This window comes from Paenibacillus sp. KACC 21273, assembly GCF_028736095.1.
GTDB lineage: Bacteria > Bacillota > Bacilli > Paenibacillales > Paenibacillaceae > Saccharibacillus > Saccharibacillus kyungheensis.
Genome location: NZ_CP117876.1, coordinates 740,279 through 760,833, shown reverse-complemented (window position 1 = coordinate 760,833; position 20,555 = coordinate 740,279). Strand labels below are relative to the sequence as shown.

At 40.7% G+C, this 20,555-nt stretch carries 13 protein-coding genes; 2 read left to right on the top strand and 11 right to left on the bottom strand.

Features of this window, described 5'->3' with window-relative positions; translation table 11 throughout:
• Positions 1-139: 139 nt before the first annotated feature.
• The 4 genes from PQ460_RS03385 to uvrB all read right to left on the bottom strand — a co-directional run bounded on the left by PQ460_RS03385 (position 140) and on the right by uvrB (position 8,560).
• The gene (locus PQ460_RS03385; RefSeq protein WP_274171799.1) at positions 140-2,065 is read right to left on the bottom strand and encodes a stalk domain-containing protein; all 1,926 of its coding nucleotides are present in this window, start codon (positions 2,063-2,065) and stop codon (positions 140-142) included.
• Positions 2,066-2,167: 102 nt separating this feature from the next.
• Positions 2,168-3,259, bottom strand: coding sequence for a S1C family serine protease (locus PQ460_RS03380; protein WP_274171798.1), 1,092 nt, complete (start codon positions 3,257-3,259; stop codon positions 2,168-2,170).
• A gap of 225 nt (positions 3,260-3,484) precedes the next feature.
• On the bottom strand, positions 3,485-6,346 hold the full coding sequence (gene uvrA, locus PQ460_RS03375; RefSeq protein WP_274171797.1) for an excinuclease ABC subunit UvrA: 2,862 nt from the start codon (positions 6,344-6,346) through the stop codon (positions 3,485-3,487).
• A 219-nt stretch (positions 6,347-6,565) separates the two neighbouring features.
• On the bottom strand, positions 6,566-8,560 hold the full coding sequence (uvrB, locus tag PQ460_RS03370) for an excinuclease ABC subunit UvrB (RefSeq protein WP_273613711.1): 1,995 nt from the start codon (positions 8,558-8,560) through the stop codon (positions 6,566-6,568).
• A 347-nt stretch (positions 8,561-8,907) separates the two neighbouring features.
• On the opposite strand from uvrB, the gene PQ460_RS03365 reads away from it, so the two are divergent.
• Positions 8,908-9,693, top strand: a complete 786-nt coding sequence (locus PQ460_RS03365) for a flagellar motor protein (protein ID WP_274171796.1) — start codon at positions 8,908-8,910, stop codon at positions 9,691-9,693.
• Between the two features lie 2 nt (positions 9,694-9,695).
• Positions 9,696-10,514 carry a flagellar motor protein MotB gene (locus PQ460_RS03360; RefSeq protein WP_273613713.1) on the top strand — a complete coding sequence of 273 codons (819 nt, stop codon included), beginning with the start codon at positions 9,696-9,698 and terminating at the stop codon, positions 10,512-10,514.
• Between the two features lie 239 nt (positions 10,515-10,753).
• On the opposite strand, the gene PQ460_RS03355 is transcribed toward PQ460_RS03360, so the two are convergent.
• The 7 genes from PQ460_RS03355 to PQ460_RS03325 all read right to left on the bottom strand — a co-directional run bounded on the left by PQ460_RS03355 (position 10,754) and on the right by PQ460_RS03325 (position 20,507).
• Positions 10,754-12,145: a PDZ domain-containing protein gene (locus PQ460_RS03355; protein WP_337994006.1), complete on the bottom strand. Its 1,392-nt coding sequence runs from the start codon at positions 12,143-12,145 to the stop codon at positions 10,754-10,756.
• A 162-nt stretch (positions 12,146-12,307) separates the two neighbouring features.
• The gene (locus PQ460_RS03350; protein WP_273613715.1) at positions 12,308-13,774 is read right to left on the bottom strand and encodes a S41 family peptidase; all 1,467 of its coding nucleotides are present in this window, start codon (positions 13,772-13,774) and stop codon (positions 12,308-12,310) included.
• A gap of 29 nt (positions 13,775-13,803) precedes the next feature.
• Positions 13,804-15,099: a murein hydrolase activator EnvC family protein gene (locus tag PQ460_RS03345; protein ID WP_274171794.1), complete on the bottom strand. Its 1,296-nt coding sequence runs from the start codon at positions 15,097-15,099 to the stop codon at positions 13,804-13,806.
• A gap of 141 nt (positions 15,100-15,240) precedes the next feature.
• The gene (ftsX, locus tag PQ460_RS03340; protein ID WP_273613717.1) at positions 15,241-16,161 is read right to left on the bottom strand and encodes a permease-like cell division protein FtsX; all 921 of its coding nucleotides are present in this window, start codon (positions 16,159-16,161) and stop codon (positions 15,241-15,243) included.
• The gene (gene ftsE / locus PQ460_RS03335) at positions 16,151-16,837 is read right to left on the bottom strand and encodes a cell division ATP-binding protein FtsE (protein ID WP_204827203.1); all 687 of its coding nucleotides are present in this window, start codon (positions 16,835-16,837) and stop codon (positions 16,151-16,153) included. The genes ftsX and ftsE overlap by 11 nt, the downstream gene beginning before the upstream one ends.
• Before the next feature lie 486 nt (positions 16,838-17,323).
• Positions 17,324-18,874 carry an MDR family MFS transporter gene (locus tag PQ460_RS03330; protein WP_274171793.1) on the bottom strand — a complete coding sequence of 517 codons (1,551 nt, stop codon included), beginning with the start codon at positions 18,872-18,874 and terminating at the stop codon, positions 17,324-17,326.
• A 127-nt stretch (positions 18,875-19,001) separates the two neighbouring features.
• Positions 19,002-20,507: a UxaA family hydrolase gene (locus PQ460_RS03325; protein WP_274171792.1), complete on the bottom strand. Its 1,506-nt coding sequence runs from the start codon at positions 20,505-20,507 to the stop codon at positions 19,002-19,004.
• Positions 20,508-20,555: the final 48 nt, after the last annotated feature.

Genomic DNA, 20,555 nt, shown 5'->3' with positions numbered 1-20,555 from the left:
ATTCTAATTCCAGTGTAACAGACCGAAGAGCGTCTATCTACCTTATTGCTTGAATTTCCAATGAAAATCATGATCTTTTTTCATCTTTATTCATAAGAAAAAGCTACCGGTAAAGGTAGCTCTGTTCTTATGGACCGATTTAATTAGCTGTTAAATGAAAAGAAGCTAATGCCTTAGCTAACTCTGCTTGATGAACAGGTGTATTATTGGCGTTATTGACTTCATCACTTAAAATATAAGTGATTTTGCCTTGAGTGAATAACGTATACGTTCCTGTATAAGGATGAGTCGCATCTGGATAATTGGCTGTAAATGTATAAGCCGGTACACCTGCAAATGTAGTCGGTGTGCCTTCAGATAATTCTACGCCATATACATTGTTATCTCCTGAACCTTCAAATGTAGCTTTCCATTGGGTTACTGCTTTTTCCAAAGAACTTGTTGTTTTGGTTGAAATATTGAATGATCCACCTGTATGAGAAAAATACACGTAAGACGATTCATAATCATTATCAGTACTTGTCCAATGACGAGGGACTTGTACACTGTAATGATTAAGTTTGGATGTGTGCGTGGTTACTTTGCTACGATCTTGCGAATAGTAGTCAATCGGTAACGATCCAAAGTTTTCTTCCAATGTAGGGAAATCAAGTTCCAAGGAATCTGTGATCACTTTGAAATCTGCATCTTTCGAAGCTTTATCCGATGGAGTGCTATATTCTACATAATAACGATATCCATTTTTTTGGAATAATACTTCATATTCAGTCGTCCAAGCATCTCCAAAGTTGTATTCTAATTTGTTGACAGTTGCTGTTTGTCCTGCAATTTCTTTTTGCTCGCTACCCAGATCATGATAAGCATCGCTGTTAAAATTGTCGGCAAACCAGCCTTGAATCTTCTGTAACCAATCGGCTAATGTGCTTCCTGACGGTGCGCTATAGACATTAACAGACACATACGAACCATCTTTGGCAGAAGCATCGGTTGTATCTTCACTAGCTGTGAAATCAGATGGAAGTTCCATATAGACGCCATACTCACTAGCTTCTAATGTATTTTCTGAACCTGCGCTGTCTGCTTCACTGGCTAGATCTTCGATTGCTTTATCTCCACTATTGAAAGAAGTTTGGAACGAATTCAGTAAAGAAGTAACCTTTTTATCAGCAAAATCTTTATAACTGGAAGCTTCCGAATTAGCATAGAAAACATAATACGTATGTCCATTACCTGTATAAATACGTGTTTCTGACAAAATGCCATCTGAATTTTTGGAAATGATATAAGCATAATTGCCTTTACTGCTGGAAACGGCTTTTTGATCAACTACCATTTCGCCAGCATCTTGCGCATACAATACCAAATCGTCTAACAAATCCTGCGGATCACTTTCATTCGCTTCATCTGCGGAAGCAATTTCTGGATCGACAGAAATTTGTAAATAATAGTTACCTTCACTATCCATAAATGTGGCACTCTCACTACTTTGAGAACCCAGATACATCAAATCACTCGGATAATTGATCGACCATTGATATTTACTATTTCCGACTTTCGTTTTACCAGCATGACTAGATTTATCTTTACTCGAATCCGTTGTTGCTGGTGCGGCTGTAATAATCATTTGACCGGATACTACTTTGAACTTCGCACCGATACTTTTAGCTACAGAACGAACAGGAACCATCAAGATACCTGATTTCATCACAGGAGCTGCATCAAGTGTGAATGTAGAACCGTTTAAATATGCTTTTTTGCTACCAATTGTCATCGAAAGTGTACGCTTGCCGTATATCAACTTGATCGAATCATTTTCTTGCAACTTCACCTGTGCTTTGAATGCACGTGTAAATAGCCCTAATTGCACCATCGTGATTCCATTACTTTCGTAAGGTTTGACGATACTTTGCTTTTGACCATTGATCGTTGCAGATGTACTGCCTTTTTTGATCTTCAATTCCAATAGTGCTGCTGCCGATGCTGTTCCTGTTGTTGCATATACGGTTGTCAACACAAGCATAATAGCCAGTAGACTTGAAGCGGTAATCCGCAACCACTTACTCATTCAAGCTCCTCATTTCTGTATACAAGCTTGTTGGAAATTCCAACAGCGATTTGTGTTGTATCTGTTATCGGAATGCTCCTCATACGATAGGCCTATAGCCGATTATTCTTTACTTAATTTAATTTGACGATTAATGATATCGCCATTGGATTGCATGACCAGTTTGACCGTTTGCCCTGGTACATACGATTTGAGAATTTCGTTAAGGTCAACCACAGTGTGTACTTTTTTGCCATTTACACTGTATAGAATATCGCCTTTTTTAATGCCTGCTTTGGTTGCAATCTTAGAATTCACTTTTCCTACTGTCAACGCATCATCAGTAGGCATACCGCTAAGTGCATCTTCACTTTCTTCAAAATCCAACCCTAAGGAAGCACGATGAACTTCTCCATATTTAAATAATTGTCCAATAATGTATTGAACGGTATCTGCTGGAATCGTAAATCCAAGATTATCTACGCCCAGTGCTTCATATTTCATCGTATTAATCCCGATCACTTTGCCATCCATATTGACCAATGGACCACCACTGTTACCAGGGTTGATCGCTGCATCGGTTTGAAGCAATTTGTACGAAGCATCAACAGCACGATTCACACCGCTAATAATGCCAGATGTTGCTGAATTACGTAGGGATAGTGATAACGGTGTACCAATAGCCACTACTTGTTCACCGACTACCGGTTGCTCTTTACTGGACACAAATGATGCTACTTTCAGGGAAGTGGCATTGATTTTGATAATAGCTAGATCACTGACGGTATCGCTGTAAATTTCTTTCACCAGATACGTTTTACTGTTTCCTTTGGCTTCCGATGTGATCACTTTAGCTCCAGGTTCCATACTGTCAATCACATGGGCATTCGTTACAATCCAACCGTCTGATGAAATAATAACACCAGAACCGAAAGCAATGCCTGTTCCGCCCGGCTCTTCGCTTTCAGAACCACCTTCCGAAGCGATAGCTTCAGCTGTAGGGGTACCTACAATACCTACTACAGAAGGAGAAATACGAGCAATAATTTTAGAAATATTACTTGTTGTAGAAGCTGCAAACTTTGGAGAGGAATATGTATAACTTGAAGCGTCGCTTGTATCCGATGCCCATACCGATTGTTGTGTCGGTAACATCAACACAGAAGTTAATAATACAAGTGCAGGTAATTTGGATCGGGATAATTTCAAATTCATCCAGCCTTTCTATAGTTGCGTATACGTTCCTGTAAAATTGTCATTTTGTAGGAAAAATAGTCTGATTCCAATGTAGCATATGCACAGGTATGACACAATTGCCATGAAGAACTATCTTTGCATATTCATTGGTAAATATAAGGATATTTAGGCAAAAAACAAGCCAGTACATCTGAATACATCGAACTATTCAACATGTACTGGCTATTATTGCTACTGCTAATGTTACACCTGACTGCTCTCTAACTCACGACTACGCTGTGTATCTCGTTCCAAAATAGGTTTGAGATAATGACCTGTATACGAATTCTTCACCTTCACCAGTTGTTCCGGGCTACCTGATGCTAGAATCGTACCACCGCCACTACCGCCTTCTGGACCAAGATCGATCAAGTAATCTGCTGTTTTGATTACATCCAGATTATGCTCAATCACCAGTACAGAATCACCGGAATCGACCAGACGATGAAGTACAGTTAATAGACGATCAATATCGTCTACATGTAGTCCTGTTGTTGGCTCATCTAAAATATAGATCGTTTTACCTGTGCTACGACGATGAAGTTCAGAAGCCAATTTCACCCGTTGTGCTTCACCACCGGATAATGTAGTTGCCGGCTGACCTAGCTTCACATAACCTAGACCTACATCAAACAACGTCTGCATTTTACGCTGAATACGCGGAATGTTTTGGAAAAAGTCTACGCCGTCTTCTACGGTCATTTCAAGCACATCCGAGATACTTTTGTTTTTGTATTTCACTTCAAGGGTCTCACGGTTATAACGTTTGCCTTTACAGATTTCGCAAGGGACATACACATCTGGTAAAAAGTGCATTTCGATTTTGATAATACCGTCTCCACGACAAGCTTCACAGCGTCCACCTTTAACATTAAAGCTAAAGCGACCTTTTTTGTAACCACGTACTTTGGCTTCATTGGTCTGAGCGAATAGATCACGAATATCATCAAATACGCCTGTATACGTTGCTGGGTTAGAACGTGGTGTACGACCGATAGGAGATTGATCGATATCTACTACTTTATCCACATGCTCTAATCCACGAATTTCACGGTATTCACCCGGACGAACTCTAGCTTTGTTGAGATCGCGAGCTAGTGTTTTGTATAGAATTTCATTTACTAATGTCGATTTACCAGAACCGGATACCCCTGTAACAGCTGTAAATAATCCAATTGGAAATTTAACATTTACATTTTTAAGGTTATTTTCTTTGGCTCCGCGAATCTCTAACCAACGATCGCTTGCTTCGCGGCGCTTCGCAGGTACAGGAATAAATTTGCGACCACTTAAATATTGACCGGTCAGCGAATCAGGATGTGCCATAATCTCAGCAGGTGTTCCTTCTGCAATCACATGACCTCCATGAATCCCTGCACCTGGTCCAATATCAATAATATGATCTGCCGCCATCATGGTGTCTTCATCATGCTCAACCACGATTAACGTATTTCCTAGATCACGCATATGCTCTAATGTGTGAATTAAGCGATCATTATCCCGTTGATGTAGACCAATACTTGGCTCATCCAGAATATAAAGTACACCGGTCAGACTGGAACCGATCTGCGTCGCTAGACGAATACGCTGTGCTTCACCACCAGATAATGTTCCTGCTGCACGTGCCATCGTCAAATACTCTAATCCTACATTCACTAGGAATCCTAAACGACTGCCGATTTCTTTCAAAATCAAGCGAGCAATACTTTGCTCTTTTTCGCTCAATACTAGATTTTCAAAAAAGGTAGTTGCTTCACCGATCGGCATCGCTGTTACTTCAGAAATATTCACCTTATTGACAGTAACCGCAAGAATTTCTTTTTTCAAACGATTGCCTTTACATACCGGACAAGGCTTCGCACTCATAAATCCTTCGATATATTCACGCATACTATCTGAAGATGTATCTTTATACCGACGTTCCAAATTATGAATAATACCTTCGAACAAGACTTGAGCTTCTTTTTTCTGTCCAAAGTCACTTTCATAACGGAAACGAATCTTTTGTCCATCTGAACCTTTTAAAATAATATTGATCTGCTGTTCTGTTAACTCAGACACAGGTATATCGATCGGAATTTTGTAATGTTCACAGACTGATTTGAGAAATTGCGGATAATAGTTCGACAATCCACCGCTCCATGCTTGAAAAGCACCTTGATCGATCGTTTTACTTTTATCTGGAATTAACAGATCAGGATCGACCACCATACGTATACCTAACCCATCACATTCGGTACAAGCTCCAAACGGGCTGTTAAACGAAAACATACGTGGAGATAACTCTTCCATACTGAATCCACAGATCGGACAAGCAAAATTCGAACTAAAACGAAGTTCTTCTTTGTCGATAATATCCACTAACAATTGACCGCCAGACATTTTCAAAGCCATCTCAATTGAATCTGCTAGACGAGCGGCTACATCTTCTTTCACTACGATACGGTCAACCACCACTTCGATCGTATGCTTTTTATTTTTTTCCAGTTGAATATCTTCTGATACATCTCTAATCTCACCATTGACACGAGCACGTACAAAACCTTGCTTGGAGATTTCAGAGAAAATACTTTTGTGTTCACCTTTACGCCCAGAAATAACAGGTGCCAAAATCTGTAGACGCGTACGCTCAGGATATTCCATAATACGATCGACCATTTGCTCTACCGTTTGTGAAGTGATCTCAACTCCATGCACAGGACAATGAGGATGACCTACACGCGCAAACAAAAGACGCAAGTAATCATAAATTTCGGTAACTGTCCCTACAGTAGAACGAGGGTTACGACTGGTTGTTTTCTGATCAATCGATATTGCAGGGGATAGTCCTTCAATCGAATCGACATCCGGTTTCTCCATTTGTCCCAAAAACTGACGAGCATATGCAGATAATGATTCGACATAACGACGTTGACCTTCTGCATAAATCGTATCAAATGCAAGTGAAGATTTCCCTGATCCACTTAACCCTGTTAATACAACAAAGCTATCGCGAGGGATACTAATATCAATATTTTTGAGATTATGCGCTCGTGCGCCTTTAACCTCGATAAATTTGTTTGCCAAATAATCCAACCTCCAAGTCCGGTGCTTCCGGAGTAATTGCTACACTTCTGTATATCAACATCTCTAGTTGAGCATGTATCGAATTTAGCTACAAGCTATGATAAAGGTTGCCAAACATCACTGCATCAAGCACAGGATATTTAACAACCTTCATTATTTATCTATTAAATAATTGATGATCGCCAACGATATCGATCTGTTATTAACTATAACTATTTGTTATTCAGCTTTCAGTTCAAGCACTGCGTCTCGAAGTTCAGCAGCACGTTCAAACTGTAGATTTTTGGCTGCTTCTTTCATTTCCAGTTCAAGACGACTAATCAATGCTTGACGATCGCGTTTGGAAAGTTTTGTTTTGCCGATCTCTTCCATATAACTTGCTTTACCCTCAGCCACTTTGGTCGCTTCGATAACATCACGTATTTTTTTACGGATCGTTTGCGGCGTAATGCCATGTTCCTCATTATAAGCAACCTGAATACTACGACGACGCTCTGTTTCGAAGATCGCTTTTTGCATCGAATCGGTTATACGATCACCATACATAATGACTCGACCATCCGAGTTACGTGCGGCACGACCAATTGTCTGAATCAACGAACGCTCTGAACGCAGGAATCCTTCTTTGTCTGCATCCAATATCGCTACCAGAGATACTTCAGGCAAATCAAGTCCTTCCCGAAGCAAGTTAATTCCGACAAGCACATGGAATGTACCTAGACGTAGATCACGTAAGATCGACATCCGTTCCAGTGTTTTGATATCCGAATGCAGATACCTGACTTTGATTCCTATTTCTTTGAGATAATCGGTTAAATCTTCTGACATTTTCTTCGTCAGTGTCGTTAACAGTACCCTTTCATCACGCTCAATGCGTAAACGAATTTCTCCAATAATATCATCGATCTGTCCTTTGGTTGGACGCACTTCAATGATCGGATCAAGTAGTCCGGTTGGACGGATAATCTGTTGTGTCATTTCTTGACAGTGTTCCAGTTCATAAGGACCCGGTGTCGCAGATACGAACACAATCTGATTGATTTTATCTTCAAATTCTTCGAATTTCAGTGGACGATTATCAAGCGCAGATGGCAGACGGAATCCGTGATCTACCAGAACATTTTTACGTGCCTGGTCACCATTATACATCGCTCTAATCTGCGGTAATGTCACATGAGATTCATCGACAACGATCAACATATCGTCTGGAAAATAATCCATTAATGTATAAGGAGTATCTCCACGTTCACGGAAAGTAAGAGGACCGGAGTAGTTCTCAATCCCGGAGCAGAAACCAACTTCTCTCATCATTTCAAGATCATAATTAGTACGTTGCTCTAAACGCTGTGCTTCTAGCAACTTACCTTGTTCATTTAACACTTTGAGGCGCTCTTCGAGTTCACGTTCGATATTTTTAAGTGCTACTTTGAGTGTCTCTTCTTTGGTAACAAAGTGAGATGCCGGGAAAATAGCAATATGTTCGCGTTCACCGACTAATTCGCCTGTTAATACATCAATCTCAGTGATACGTTCAATCTCATCACCAAACAATTCGATACGAACTGCTTGTTCTCCGCGTGAAGCAGGGAATATCTCGATGACATCACCACGTACACGGAAAGTACCCCGTACAAAGTTAATATCGTTACGTTGATACTGAATATCCACTAAACGAGATAATATTTCATTACGTGACTTCTCCATACCTACACGCAGTGATAATAACAAACCGCCGTAATCTTGCGGTGAACCCAGACCATAAATACAAGATACACTCGCTACGATAATAACATCACGACGTTCAAACAATGAACTGGTCGCGGAGTGACGTAATTTATCAATCTCTTCATTGATACTGGAGTCTTTCTCAATATACGTATCTGAAGACGGAATGTACGCTTCCGGTTGATAATAATCATAATAACTTACAAAATAATCGACTGAATTGTTCGGGAAAAAGTCTCTAAATTCCCCTGCTAATTGAGCCGCTAGTGTTTTGTTATGTGCAATAACCAGTGTAGGTCGTTGCAACTTGGCTATCACTTGTGCCATTGTAAATGTTTTACCTGTTCCGGTTGCCCCGAGAAGAGTCTGATACTTTTCTCCTCGTTCTATACCTTTCACCAACTCATCTATCGCTTGAGGCTGATCGCCTTGAGGAGAGAATTCCGACTGTATTTCAAATTTCTTGGAGCTGACAACAATATCATTCATTGCCCTGCATCACCCTATCGTCTAAAATATAAATTACACATGCCCGATAATAACAAAAGAGACCGTTAATCAAAGTGCCGAATACATTATACTTTACCCAACATGTACGATGGTGGCACACCATGAATTGACGAATCTCATTTTTGGTTAATTATTCTATAATAAGTTGTCTGTAGATTATCAGTTCTATAGCACAGCAAAAATATACCGCTATAGGAATGTTTGTTCTTATATTATACTCCTCCTACTGCGTTTATGCAATTGAAACACGACTGAAATTTTAACTTTTTTCATGTAAATCGTTATAGTTACGGTTATTCCCCATACCCAGAACAGGAGATGAATGAATGGATTTAACAACGATTATCGGGATTATTGCAGGGCTTGCTGCATTGATTGGGGGCTTTTTATGGGAAGGCGGCGATGCCAGCGGGCTAGTTCAAGGTGCTGCGGCATTGATCGTATTTGGAGGAACCGCTGCGGCTGTTGTAATTAGCTTTCCATTAGCACGATTAAAAAAAATTCCGCGTGCGATTGCTTTCACCTTTTCAACAGGTGGTACTGATAATGAGCAATTGATTGAAGATATTGTTAATATGTCTACACATGCACGCCGGGCGGGTGTACTGGCTCTTGAGCCGCAAGCTTCTTCTCATGATAATCCTTTTCTACGAGAAGGTATTCAGCAAGTAGTCGATGGGACAGATCGTGAAGTGATTCAACAAATTCTTGAACTGGAAATGACCAAAACAGAATTAGAACATGAACAATATGCTAAAGTGTTCGATTCTGCTGGTGGGTATGCACCTACAATGGGGATTATCGGTACCGTTATGGGTCTTATCCAAGTATTAGGTAGTCTTAGCGAACCTACCGGATTAGGTGGATCGATTGCTGTTGCTTTTACAGCGACTTTGTATGGTGTTGCTAGTGCCAACCTGATCTTTTTACCGATCGCTTCCAAAATCCGTTCTCGTAGCGAGCTTGATATTCAAACGATGGAAATGTTATTAGAAGGCGTGTTATCGATCCAAAATGGCGAGAATCCTCAATTGGTACGTAAAAAGCTAGAAACATTTTTGCCTGAGAACAATGGAAATATTATTCGTGAAGCTAGAACAGGGGAGGAATAACGATGGCACGTTATTCTCGGCGAGGTAAAAAAGGCACTGGACATAATCAGCAAGATCGTTGGCTGATTACCTACGCTGATTTAATTACGTTGTTACTGATCTTCTTTGTTGTAATGTATTCGGTAAGCCATGTAGATACTGCCAAGTATCAGGTGCTAACTGATTCATTACAGCTTACTTTTCAAAGCGATAATTCGATTCTAGATGGCGGTAAAGGTATCACAGGAACCGCTGGCAAAAATACAAGTAACGGTGGTTCTACGTCGACCAGTAATCAAGCAGGCAATGCAGGCGGTAAAGATACACAAAGCGGTGCAACTACACTGACTAATCGCGAAGAAGCTTTTCGTAAGCAAGAAAGTGAATTAGCGAATCTAATGAGTGTGATCCAAAAATATGTCAAAACTAATAATCTAGGCAATCAAGTCGTCGTCGCTGACAAGCCGCAAGGGATTTCTATTACACTCAGTGATCAATTTTTATTTAACGAAGGTCAAGCGAATCTCAAATCGCCTTCATTAGCAACACTTGCACAATTATCTAGCTTATTTCAATCTATTGATACAACAGTCAGTATTGAAGGACATACCGATAATTTACCTATTGTGAATGCCTCACGTTATCAAGATAACTGGGAATTGTCGGGCGCACGTGCCTTGTCTGTTCTGCGTTACTTTATTGATACTAAAGGATTAGACAAATCGAAGTTTCAATATGCAGGTTATGGAGATACACGTCCAACCGCAGATAATTCAACAGCAGCAGGCCGTCAAAAAAATCGCCGTGTAGAAATTATCGTTTTACGTCAGTTGCAAGACTAATAGGAGCGATCAAGTAATAGCATTCGTATTTTCAATACCATGTGATAGGTAGGCTTTAATACTAAGATGTAACTGTTAAGTTTGAATTCAAAAAAAGCACTCAAGTATATCTACTCATCTGCTGATCGAGAGTACACTTGAGTGCTTTTTATAGTTTATCATTTATTGTAGTGCTGATATTCAAATACCTACTTATGTTGTAAAGCAATGACTCATCCTACTACAGCACTGAATAGTACTCACTTACGTCGTGGACGCTTGGGTAATCCATGCTTTTCGATATACTCGGGAGTCAGTTCAATCGGCTCTTCAGGCACTTCTGTTTCCGTAGCCAGATTGCTTTCTAGCAATAATGTCGTATCCGCTTCCTGATAGCCGTTGTTCAACTTGTGTACACGCGGTTTGGTGACCAGATGCCAGACCGATAACCGCTGAATATCTGGAGAGATAACAGCTTGATCGTCCGGTGCAAAAATCATGCCTAATTGATGATGATCCCCTGCATAAATCGCTCGTTGTAGAAATTTACTTTCGCCCTGAATATTTAATATTTCCAATTTGCAAAAAGCTGGATTGATTCGTAATGCTGCATGTAATGATTGTGGGTCTTGAATCAACTGTCCATTCACTTTATATACACTTTCCCCTGCGGTAATACCTAACTCTGCCGCCGGGCTAGCTGGGATAACATCTAGTATTTTGAGTCCCCGTAATCCACGAATAAATAATGGGCTTTGCTGCGACTCTTCTCGTCTACTCACATACATAATCCATTCACGTAAAATTACAGCTATCACTAATGCAGGGATAGCGATAGGCGCCCACCACAGTGCCAAAGCCGCAAGTACGATCATAATGAAGCTACTCTGTAATAATCGCTTGGCTATCGCATTCACTTTGACTTGTGGCAAATGGGTCTGTGTTAATATACTGCAACTGATCATCACCGGTAATGCTGTTAAAGATACACCATTTATCCATGACTCTGCTCCATGAAGCGGTGTCCATGGCAGAACAAGACCACCGGTGGAAGGGATAAATAACCATAAAGGAATCGGCCAGAATGCTTCTATTGCATAGGCCCCTACAGGCTTACCACGCTTGCCTTCAATGACAACTGGAGAAGAAAAGCGAGTGGCTTGCATACGGAATAATACTGCTTCAATCAATTGTAATAATACCGAGATGGCTAACAATCCAGGCAAATCTACATTGCGAATACTCTCTATCACTTGCCCGATAAGACCTGTAGGTTGCCATGACGGTAAAGAGAGCAACACCATATAAATGATCGTAAGTACAGCCAAAGCCATCGTTATATGAGCATAACGTAGACGGAATACGGATAATAGAATCAAAATTGTTCCTATACACCAGATAACTTCTGTCTGTATATGTATACCTATAAATGCCATCACAATCGATACCAGTAATCCGACAATAATTCCTGTAATCACTGTACGTAATACACGACCTGCATAGACATAAATACGAATATTAAATAGTTTGCGTTCAAGAATACCTTGACGTCTGTAATGCAACAAAACACCGATCAAAAATATATAATAAAAAGGCTGTGTTAATAGCGCCCCTAAAGCCCCGCCTATCATACGGAGTGCCTCACCTAACACGTTCAACGGTTGCCACTCTCCTTTGCCATCTATCTGGCTTTCATAGAAATCGTACCATCAAATCCTACTTGGACTCAACTCTCTCTATTCTACATAAAAAAAGAAGGCTATAACAGCCTTCTTTTTGGAAATACATATGAATATAGGAGTGTTAGCTTTAAATTATTTGGTATTCGCTGTAGAAATTTGCTTTTCAACCCCAGCAATCGCTTTGTTCATTTGAACATCATATTGTGGATCTTGAATATGCTTCACTAATGCAATCTCAAGGGCAGTTGCTGTTTTCTCATCAATCGCACCTGTCACCGTCAGCTTTTGCTTGGTCTGGAATGATTTCACTGCACTCTCGGTATCACGATCAAAATAGCCGTCTTTGCGATCGACACTGTAACCAAGACCATCTAACATAATTTGAGCACTCTTAATATCACTATTGTTCATATCATATTTGAGTGTTTTTTCTTTGTTAATTGGAGTCACGGTAAAGTAATCGGGCGGAGCAATTTTCACATCCGGTTTGATTCCTTTTTTATGAATCCAATCTCCATTTGGAGTCAACCATTTAGCAATCGTAATTTTGATTAAACTACCATCGTTAAAGATATTGTCCATACTTGTCTGCACAGTACCTTTACCATACGTAGTCTCACCATATAATGTAGCACCCGCAGATTGCTTCAATGCACCTGCTAGAATCTCAGAAGCACTTGCACTACCACCATTTGTTACGACAGCAATCGGATACTTAACACCTTTACCTGTCGACTTGGTCTCATCACGTTTACCTGCTTTATCTTCGACTTGTACGATCAATTTGCCATTCGGGACAAATTGTTCAGCCATATCAATCACAACAGACAGAACGCCACCTGGATTGTTACGAACATCAATCACAAGACCTTTCATACCTTCGCCTTCAAGCTTTTTGACTTCAGCATCAAAGCGCTCTGCGGTATTCATCGAAAATTGCGTTACGGTAATCACACCGATTTTGTCAGCAGTCATTCTCGAAGTGACTGTCTCGACATCGATATCATCACGAACAATTTTGAACGTTAAATTATTGGAACTGCCTGAACGTTTAATTTCAATTGTAGCCGTTGTTCCTTTTTTGCCACGAATCTTATTCACAGCATCATTCAAGTCCACACCAGCTAGTGATTCGCCATTGATGGATACGATAATATCTTTCGGACGTAATCCTGCTTTTTCCGCAGGTGAACCTTTGATCGGCGAAACGATCACGACATTGCCATCTTCTTGCGATACTTCTGCACCGATTCCTGTAAATGATCCTGCGATCGATTCAGAAAACTGAGTCGCTGTCTCAGGAGCCATATAACTGGAATAAGGATCACCTAACGCTTCCATCATCCCATTGATTGCACCATCTACAAGCTTGTTACTATCTACATCTTGGTAATAATTACTTTCAATCAATTTAGCAGCTGTACTGAGTTTGCTCTGTTGTTGATCGCTTAGACCTCCACCGCTAAGTGCGGCGAGCAACCCTTGTCCATTTACAGCATTACGAGCAATTCCTGGCAGACTGGTAAAAGCCAGTGTAAGCACGCTACTTAGCACCATCATGGCAATCACAAGCAGTGCTACGGTGCGTTTTCTCATCATGTGTTACCGCCTCTCTGAGCTTAACGCTATTACAGATAACCCATCGGATCGACAGGCGTATTATTCACACGTACTTCAAAGTGACAGTGAGGTCCTGTAGAGTTCCCTGTAGAACCTACTTCTGCAATCTTCTGTCCTTGACTTACTGTCTGACCTACAGTAACAGCAATACCGCCATCACGAATATGTCCGTATAATGTTTTGATCCCATTTCCATGATCGATAATAACTGTATTTCCGTATCCATTTTGCCATTGAGCAACGACTACTGTTCCACCTTGAGCAGCATGAATATCGGTTCCTTGTGGAGCTGCAAAATCGACTCCTGTATGCAATTTGTATACCCCTTGAATCGGGTGATTACGATATCCGAAAGGAGAAGAAATACGCGCACCATTCACCGGTAAACCCATACTTCCATTGCCGCTACCTTGATATCCACCTGTACTTGGTGGAGTATAACCGCTACCATCATCAGACGATGGAGGATTGTTGGCTGCTGCTTCTGCTCTTGCTTGAGCTTCTGCTGCCGCACGAGCCGCCGCTGCTGCTCTTTCTTGTGCTTCTAGTGCTGTTTTCTCCTGATAGAGAGAAGCGCGTTTGTCTGCTAAATCCCATAACGCTTGTTCTTGCTCGGATGTGATATCATCCGCATTCTCAATCTGTGTGTTGTATTTAGAAATGAGTACTTGTTTTTCATTTTCTTTTGCATCTAATTCGCCTTTACGCTCTGCTTTTTCAGCGTATAGACTTTTCGCTTTCGCATACGAAGCGGTTAATTTTTTCTGTGTCACGATTACGAATTGTTTGTCTTTTTCATGTTGAGCCAAGATGTCCTGATCCTGGTCTACAATCATACGCAATGAATCCGCACGTTCTACAAAATCGGAAAAGTTCGTTGAAGCCATTAACACATCCATATAAGAGATTAATCCGTCGGTATACATCATTCGTACACGAGTATCAATCATACCTTCACGAGCATGAATACGTTCTTTGGTTTCAGCCAAATCTTTTTTCGCCTGACGAAGACCTGATTCCGTTTGTGAAATATCACTAGAAACGCGAGCCAACTGACTGCTCACTTCATTGATCGCTTGCAATACTTTACCTAGATCTTTTTGTGTTCTAGCTTTTAGCATTTGCGATTTTTTCTTTTGAGCAGCAGCTTTTTTCTTCTGTTGGGCTGCTTCCTGTGCTTTTTTCTCCACAGCATTTAATTGACTCTGGATATCACTAACCGATTTGGCGGCGTGTACTTGTTGTGGTTGGATCACTGAGACTGCCAATAAAATAACAGCCATAACTGATGCGACTTTTTTCAACTTTTTCTCCCCATCCTTTTACCGTTTGTAGGTTTTTGAAACAGTCGTTTTCCGGCGTTCAGCACTTGCATCAAGTATGATTATCGGCAATGTTTTGCAGATATCTTAGCTTTTTTTGCATATTTACGAAAATAATTTATTTTATACTTTAAGAAAGCGACGAATCGAGAGTGTACTGCCCCATATTCCGATCAATACTCCAAGTCCTAGTAGTAAACTGCCCAATAACGGCCAGATTTGCTGTAAAGGAATCAAAGTGATCACAGACGCTATTCCGAATGAACGAACCGAAGCGGCTACCAATTGCTGATACCCTATAAATAAAATAGCGATCGTTACGAGTGAACCAATACCGCCTAACAATGCACCTTCAATAAAGAAAGGCCATCGTATAAACTGATTGGTGGCTCCCACTAACTTCATAATACTAATTTCACGACGACGCGCGAGTATAGTCACTCGAATCGTATTCGCTATCAAGAACATGGCCATCAATCCAAGAGCAGCAACCAGAATTAGACCAATATTGCGGATCAATGCTGTCACTTTGAACAACGTCTGTACTGTATCTCCACCATACCGAACTTTAAGGATAGGTTTTTCAGGATGTTCTTTATTTAATGCTTCTATCTTCTGAGCGACAAAAGGAACGGTAGTTGGTTCAATAACTTGGATACGTAAAGCATCAGGCAATGGATTATTATCCTGCGCATACCCTTGCAAGAATGATTCTCCACCTTCACCTAGACGATCACGTAATTCTTGTAACCCTTGCGCTTTGGGAACAAATGTAACAGTACTCACTTCTGTCATAGCGCTGATCTCTTGTTGCAACTCTTGTCGTAATGATTGATCGACATTGAGTTCCAAAAAGACGTTGATCTCTACTTCACTATCTGCCTGATCGGCAAGTTGATTCACATTCAAAACTAACAAAATAAATACACCCAAAATAAACAGAGACACAATAATAGAGGTGATCGATGCAACTGACATCCACCCGTTGCGGAATACGCTTCTAAAACCTTCCCGCAAGTGTCGCAAGAAGGTATTAAAATTCATAACCGTACTCCCCTCTAATCTGATCTCTGACGATCATACCGTCTTCGATCGCTAATACCCGACGACGCATTGAATTAACAATATCTCTGTTATGAGTAGCCATAATAATCGTTGTTCCGCGGAAATTAATTTCATCTAGCAATTGCATAATCCCATATGAAGTCTCAGGATCAAGGTTTCCTGTAGGTTCATCTGCTATAATCACAGCCGGATTATTGACGATTGCGCGTGCAATAGCTATCCGCTGTTGCTCACCACCGGACATTTGTTCAGGGTAACGCCCTGCTTTACTTTGAAGCCCTACCAGATCAAGTACTTCCATTACCCGCTTTTTCATTAATTTTCGCGGCGTTTCAATAACTTCCATTGCAAAAGCAACATTATCGTAAGCTGTTAATTTCGGTAGTAGACGGAAATCTTGAAAAATAACTCCGATATTACGGCGCAACAGTGGAATCTTACGCTGTTTTAATTTGCCTAAATTAAATCCATTTACAGAAATTTGACCTTTTGTTGGTGTTTCTTCACGATACATTAATTTCATAAAGGTAGACTTACCCGCACCGGAAGGACCGACCACATATACAAATTCATTGCGATCAATCTTCACAGATACACCTTGAAGAGCATGAGCTCCATTCGGATAAGTTTTCCAGACATCCTGCATTTCTATCAAATTATCACTTCCTAAATAATCAGATCATTCACCTTATCATAGACAACATTTTGTTATCAGAGATGATGTCTGAATGGTTTTGTTGATTGCATGTGGTACATGGTATTTAGACTCACCATTTCTTCTTATACGGTTACTATTCGTTTTCACAGACAACATTAAGTATAGGTAGGTTGGTTCTTATCAAGTAAACCAATATACGATTAGGTACTTTGTACTGGATGTAGCAAAACACCATATGTTTTGAAAGACAGATTCAACAATCTCTATTGTAACAAATTCGTTACCATTTGAGTACTATAATAACTCGAAAATCACTCCATAATCAAAAAAGCCTGAAATCAGCGCAATGCTGAAATCAGACTTTCTTCTGCTAACGTCCTTCAAAAGCGGTTCCATCTCAGACTGACCTGAAGATGAACGATCTTTTTTGGGTTTGTTATGGATACCTGCTATGACTACTTTGTATTGCAATCACGTTATTACTTACTTTTGAGTAGTTTTATTCGTTTGAAGAGCACGTTCTTTACCCATACAGGAAACAGCGATAAGTGCTCCAATAGCTGGCAAGACTGCCCACATAAATGTACCTGCAATCGAACTTGTTAATGCTACCTGAATCATCTCAATCACCTGGGCAGGCAAATGAGATTTGATATCATCGGATAGCAAGGCACGCGGATCAAGCTGAGTCAGATCAAGTCCTGCTGGTAATGCACTTTCACCACCACTCTGATTTATCCCTGCTTCTAATTGATTGCTTAATAAGCTACGTTGGATCAATCCAAATATGGTAACACCTAGTGCCATCCCCAGAGAACGAACAAATGTTAATGTAGAGGTCGCTGCTCCGCGTTGACGGAAATCAAAGTTCTGAATTCCGCTGATATTCAGCACTGAGAAAGAAAATCCAATTCCGAAGCCTGCTGTAGCCAGATACAGATACAATAGCAATGCAGGTGTATCCGGTGTAATCCGGCTTAACAATGCCATCCCTAGTACAAATAAAAATCCAGAGATCATCATGATTCGGCGGAATGTTAATTTATTTACCAGTATTCCGCCAAGCATCGCTGCAATCACAGACCCGATCGTCATCGGCATTAGAGTAAGGCCGGAATTGACCGCTGTTCCACCGCTAACCCCTTGAATATAAATCGGAATATAGAGCGCTACTGTAATAAAAGCAGCTCCATAGAAAAAAGCGGCTAATGTACTACTACTGAACAACCGATCTTTGAACATCGGAAATGAAATAATAGGTTCTGCGGCTTTCTGTTCTGCAAAAATAAATCCGATCAGCAATACCACAAAACTTGCAAACAATCCTAAAATCACACCTGAATTCCAAGCATACGTATCTCCGCCTAGTTCTAAAGCGAACATCAAGGACACGACAGCTCCGATCAATAACGCTGCGCCCCACCAATCGATTTTTTGCTTCGAACGTTCCATCGATTCATGATAAAAAATCATAACCAATAGAAACGAAACAATCCCAAACGGAACATTGATATAGAACACCCAACGCCAGTTCATATATTGGGTAATATAAGCGCCTAACAGTGGGCCAAATAAACTGGACATACCAAATACAGCGCCTAGTAAGCCTGTCATTTTACCGCGTTTTTCTGGTGGGAATGTATCGAATACAATCGTAAAAGCAATCGGTACCAGCGCACCGCCACCAATTCCTTGAATCGCTCGATAAATACTAAGTTGTACGATCGAGTCTGCTGTACCACATAAAATAGAACCAAGCATAAAGACAACAACACCGAAAATAAAAAATCGCTTACGACCGTACATATCCGATAGTTTACCGAAAATAGGTGTACCTGCGAGTGAAGCGACCAAGTATGCTGAAGTTACCCATACAAATTGATCAAATCCTCCAAGATCACCTACAATCGTCGCAATCGCTGTAGCTACGATCGTATTATCGATCGCCGCAATAAAAATACCGAGCAACAACCCTGCAACGATCCAGCCTGTTTTTGAAGCTTTTTGATTTTTTGCAGCAACAGACGCTGACATACACTCACTCCTTTGTCGTAATCATAACATGATCTTTCTGCAAAGCATTGATCAGTTACTGACCCGTTGGTCACAATGGAATGAGTATAGCATATATTGCGTTTAAGATGCCAAATCATAGTTATATTTACAAAGTAACTCCGCTTTTAAATATCGCAAGTTCGCGGAATTTATTTTTCTCATTATTCACCCAGCGACCACTGGCAACTTCAATAATGTAATCAATAAAATCTTGTAATCCGTCTTCTATCGTTACACCTTCAACCAGTGTGCCTGCATTATAATCGATCCAATGCGGTTTGTTCGCAAATAAAGGGGAATTGGTAGACACTTTCATCGTAGGTACAAAGGAACCGAAAGGTGTTCCCCGTCCGGTAGTAAAAATCACCAACTGACAACCTGCTGCCGCCAGTGCAGACGAAGCTACCAGATCATTGCCCGGTGCACTTAACAAATTCAGTCCACGTGTCTGCAATCGTTCTCCATATAATAGAACATCTTGTACAGGAGAAATGCCTGACTTTTGCGTACAACCCAGTGATTTATCTTCTAATGTTGTAATTCCACCTGCTTTGTTACCAGGAGAAGGATTTTCATAGACAGGCTGTCTGTAATCCATAAAATATTGCTTGAAATCATTAATCAAATGTACGATTTTGCCAAATACTTGTTCGTCTGCTGCTCGTTCCATCAATATCTGTTCTGCGCCGAACATCTCAGGTACTTCGGTCAATACTGTTGTCCCGCCTTGCGCCGCCATATAGTCTGATAATTTACCTAATAGTGGATTCGCTGTAATCCCAGATAATCCATCCGAACCGCCACATTTCAGTCCGATTTTAAGATCGGATAAAGGAATATCTTCTCGATGATCACCCTGTACATGGGCAAATATCTCTTTAAGTAGTTGTACACCTGCTTCTACTTCGTCTGATACCATTTGAGAGACAAGGAATTTGACCCGATGTTCATCGTATTCACCAATCGCTACTTTGAATTGATCCATTTCATTATTTTCACAGCCCAGTCCAAGTACAAGCACACCGCCTACATTCGGATGCTTGACCGCATCTGCCAAAATAGTTCGTGTATATTGATGATCATCTCCTAGCTGAGAGCAACCATAGCTGTGTTTGAGTACTAATGTATTTTCAAAAGGAGCGATATCACCTACTTCGCGCTGGAACTCGCTTAGAATCAATTCAGCAATTCCGTTCACACAGCCCACAGTAGGTACGATCCATAATTCATTTCGAATTCCTACATCCCCATTGCTACGTCGATATCCTTGAAAAGTACGATTCTCAAGCGTATACGGATTGAATAACGTTTTGGGATGGTAATGATATTCTTCGATACCGGTTAGATTGGTTTTAGCATTATGCGTATGAATATGACTACCTGCTATAATCGGTTGAATCGCATGTCCGATCGGATAGCCGTATTTGATAATATGTTGATTGATCTCGATAGGTTGAAGCGCAATCTTATGCCCGCGGGCGATATCTTCTGTAACTGTAATCTGTTGCTGCAAAGCGGTTGGTGTATCCAGTGTAATCATTTCGCCTTGCTGATAATCACGCAATGCAACGACGACATTGTCATCAGGATGAATCTGTGTATATTCAAGCATGGTTAATTATGCCTCCTCATAAGATGTATCTATCCACTGATTTGTACT

Excerpts from the sequence above, each read along its gene's own strand:
- PQ460_RS03330 (WP_274171793.1), bottom strand. The coding sequence starts at position 18,874 with ATGTCAGCGTCTGTTGCTGCAAAAAATCAAAAAGCTTCAAAAACAGGC.
- uvrB (WP_273613711.1), bottom strand. The coding sequence starts at position 8,560 with ATGAATGATATTGTTGTCAGCTCCAAGAAATTTGAAATACAGTCGGAA.
- PQ460_RS03365 (WP_274171796.1), top strand. The coding sequence starts at position 8,908 with ATGGATTTAACAACGATTATCGGGATTATTGCAGGGCTTGCTGCATTG.
- PQ460_RS03360 (WP_273613713.1), top strand. The coding sequence starts at position 9,696 with ATGGCACGTTATTCTCGGCGAGGTAAAAAAGGCACTGGACATAATCAG.
- PQ460_RS03380 (WP_274171798.1), bottom strand. The coding sequence starts at position 3,259 with ATGAATTTGAAATTATCCCGATCCAAATTACCTGCACTTGTATTATTA.
- PQ460_RS03385 (WP_274171799.1), bottom strand. The coding sequence starts at position 2,065 with ATGAGTAAGTGGTTGCGGATTACCGCTTCAAGTCTACTGGCTATTATG.
- PQ460_RS03350 (WP_273613715.1), bottom strand. The coding sequence starts at position 13,774 with ATGATGAGAAAACGCACCGTAGCACTGCTTGTGATTGCCATGATGGTG.
- ftsX (WP_273613717.1), bottom strand. The coding sequence starts at position 16,161 with ATGAATTTTAATACCTTCTTGCGACACTTGCGGGAAGGTTTTAGAAGC.
- PQ460_RS03325 (WP_274171792.1), bottom strand. The coding sequence starts at position 20,507 with ATGCTTGAATATACACAGATTCATCCTGATGACAATGTCGTCGTTGCA.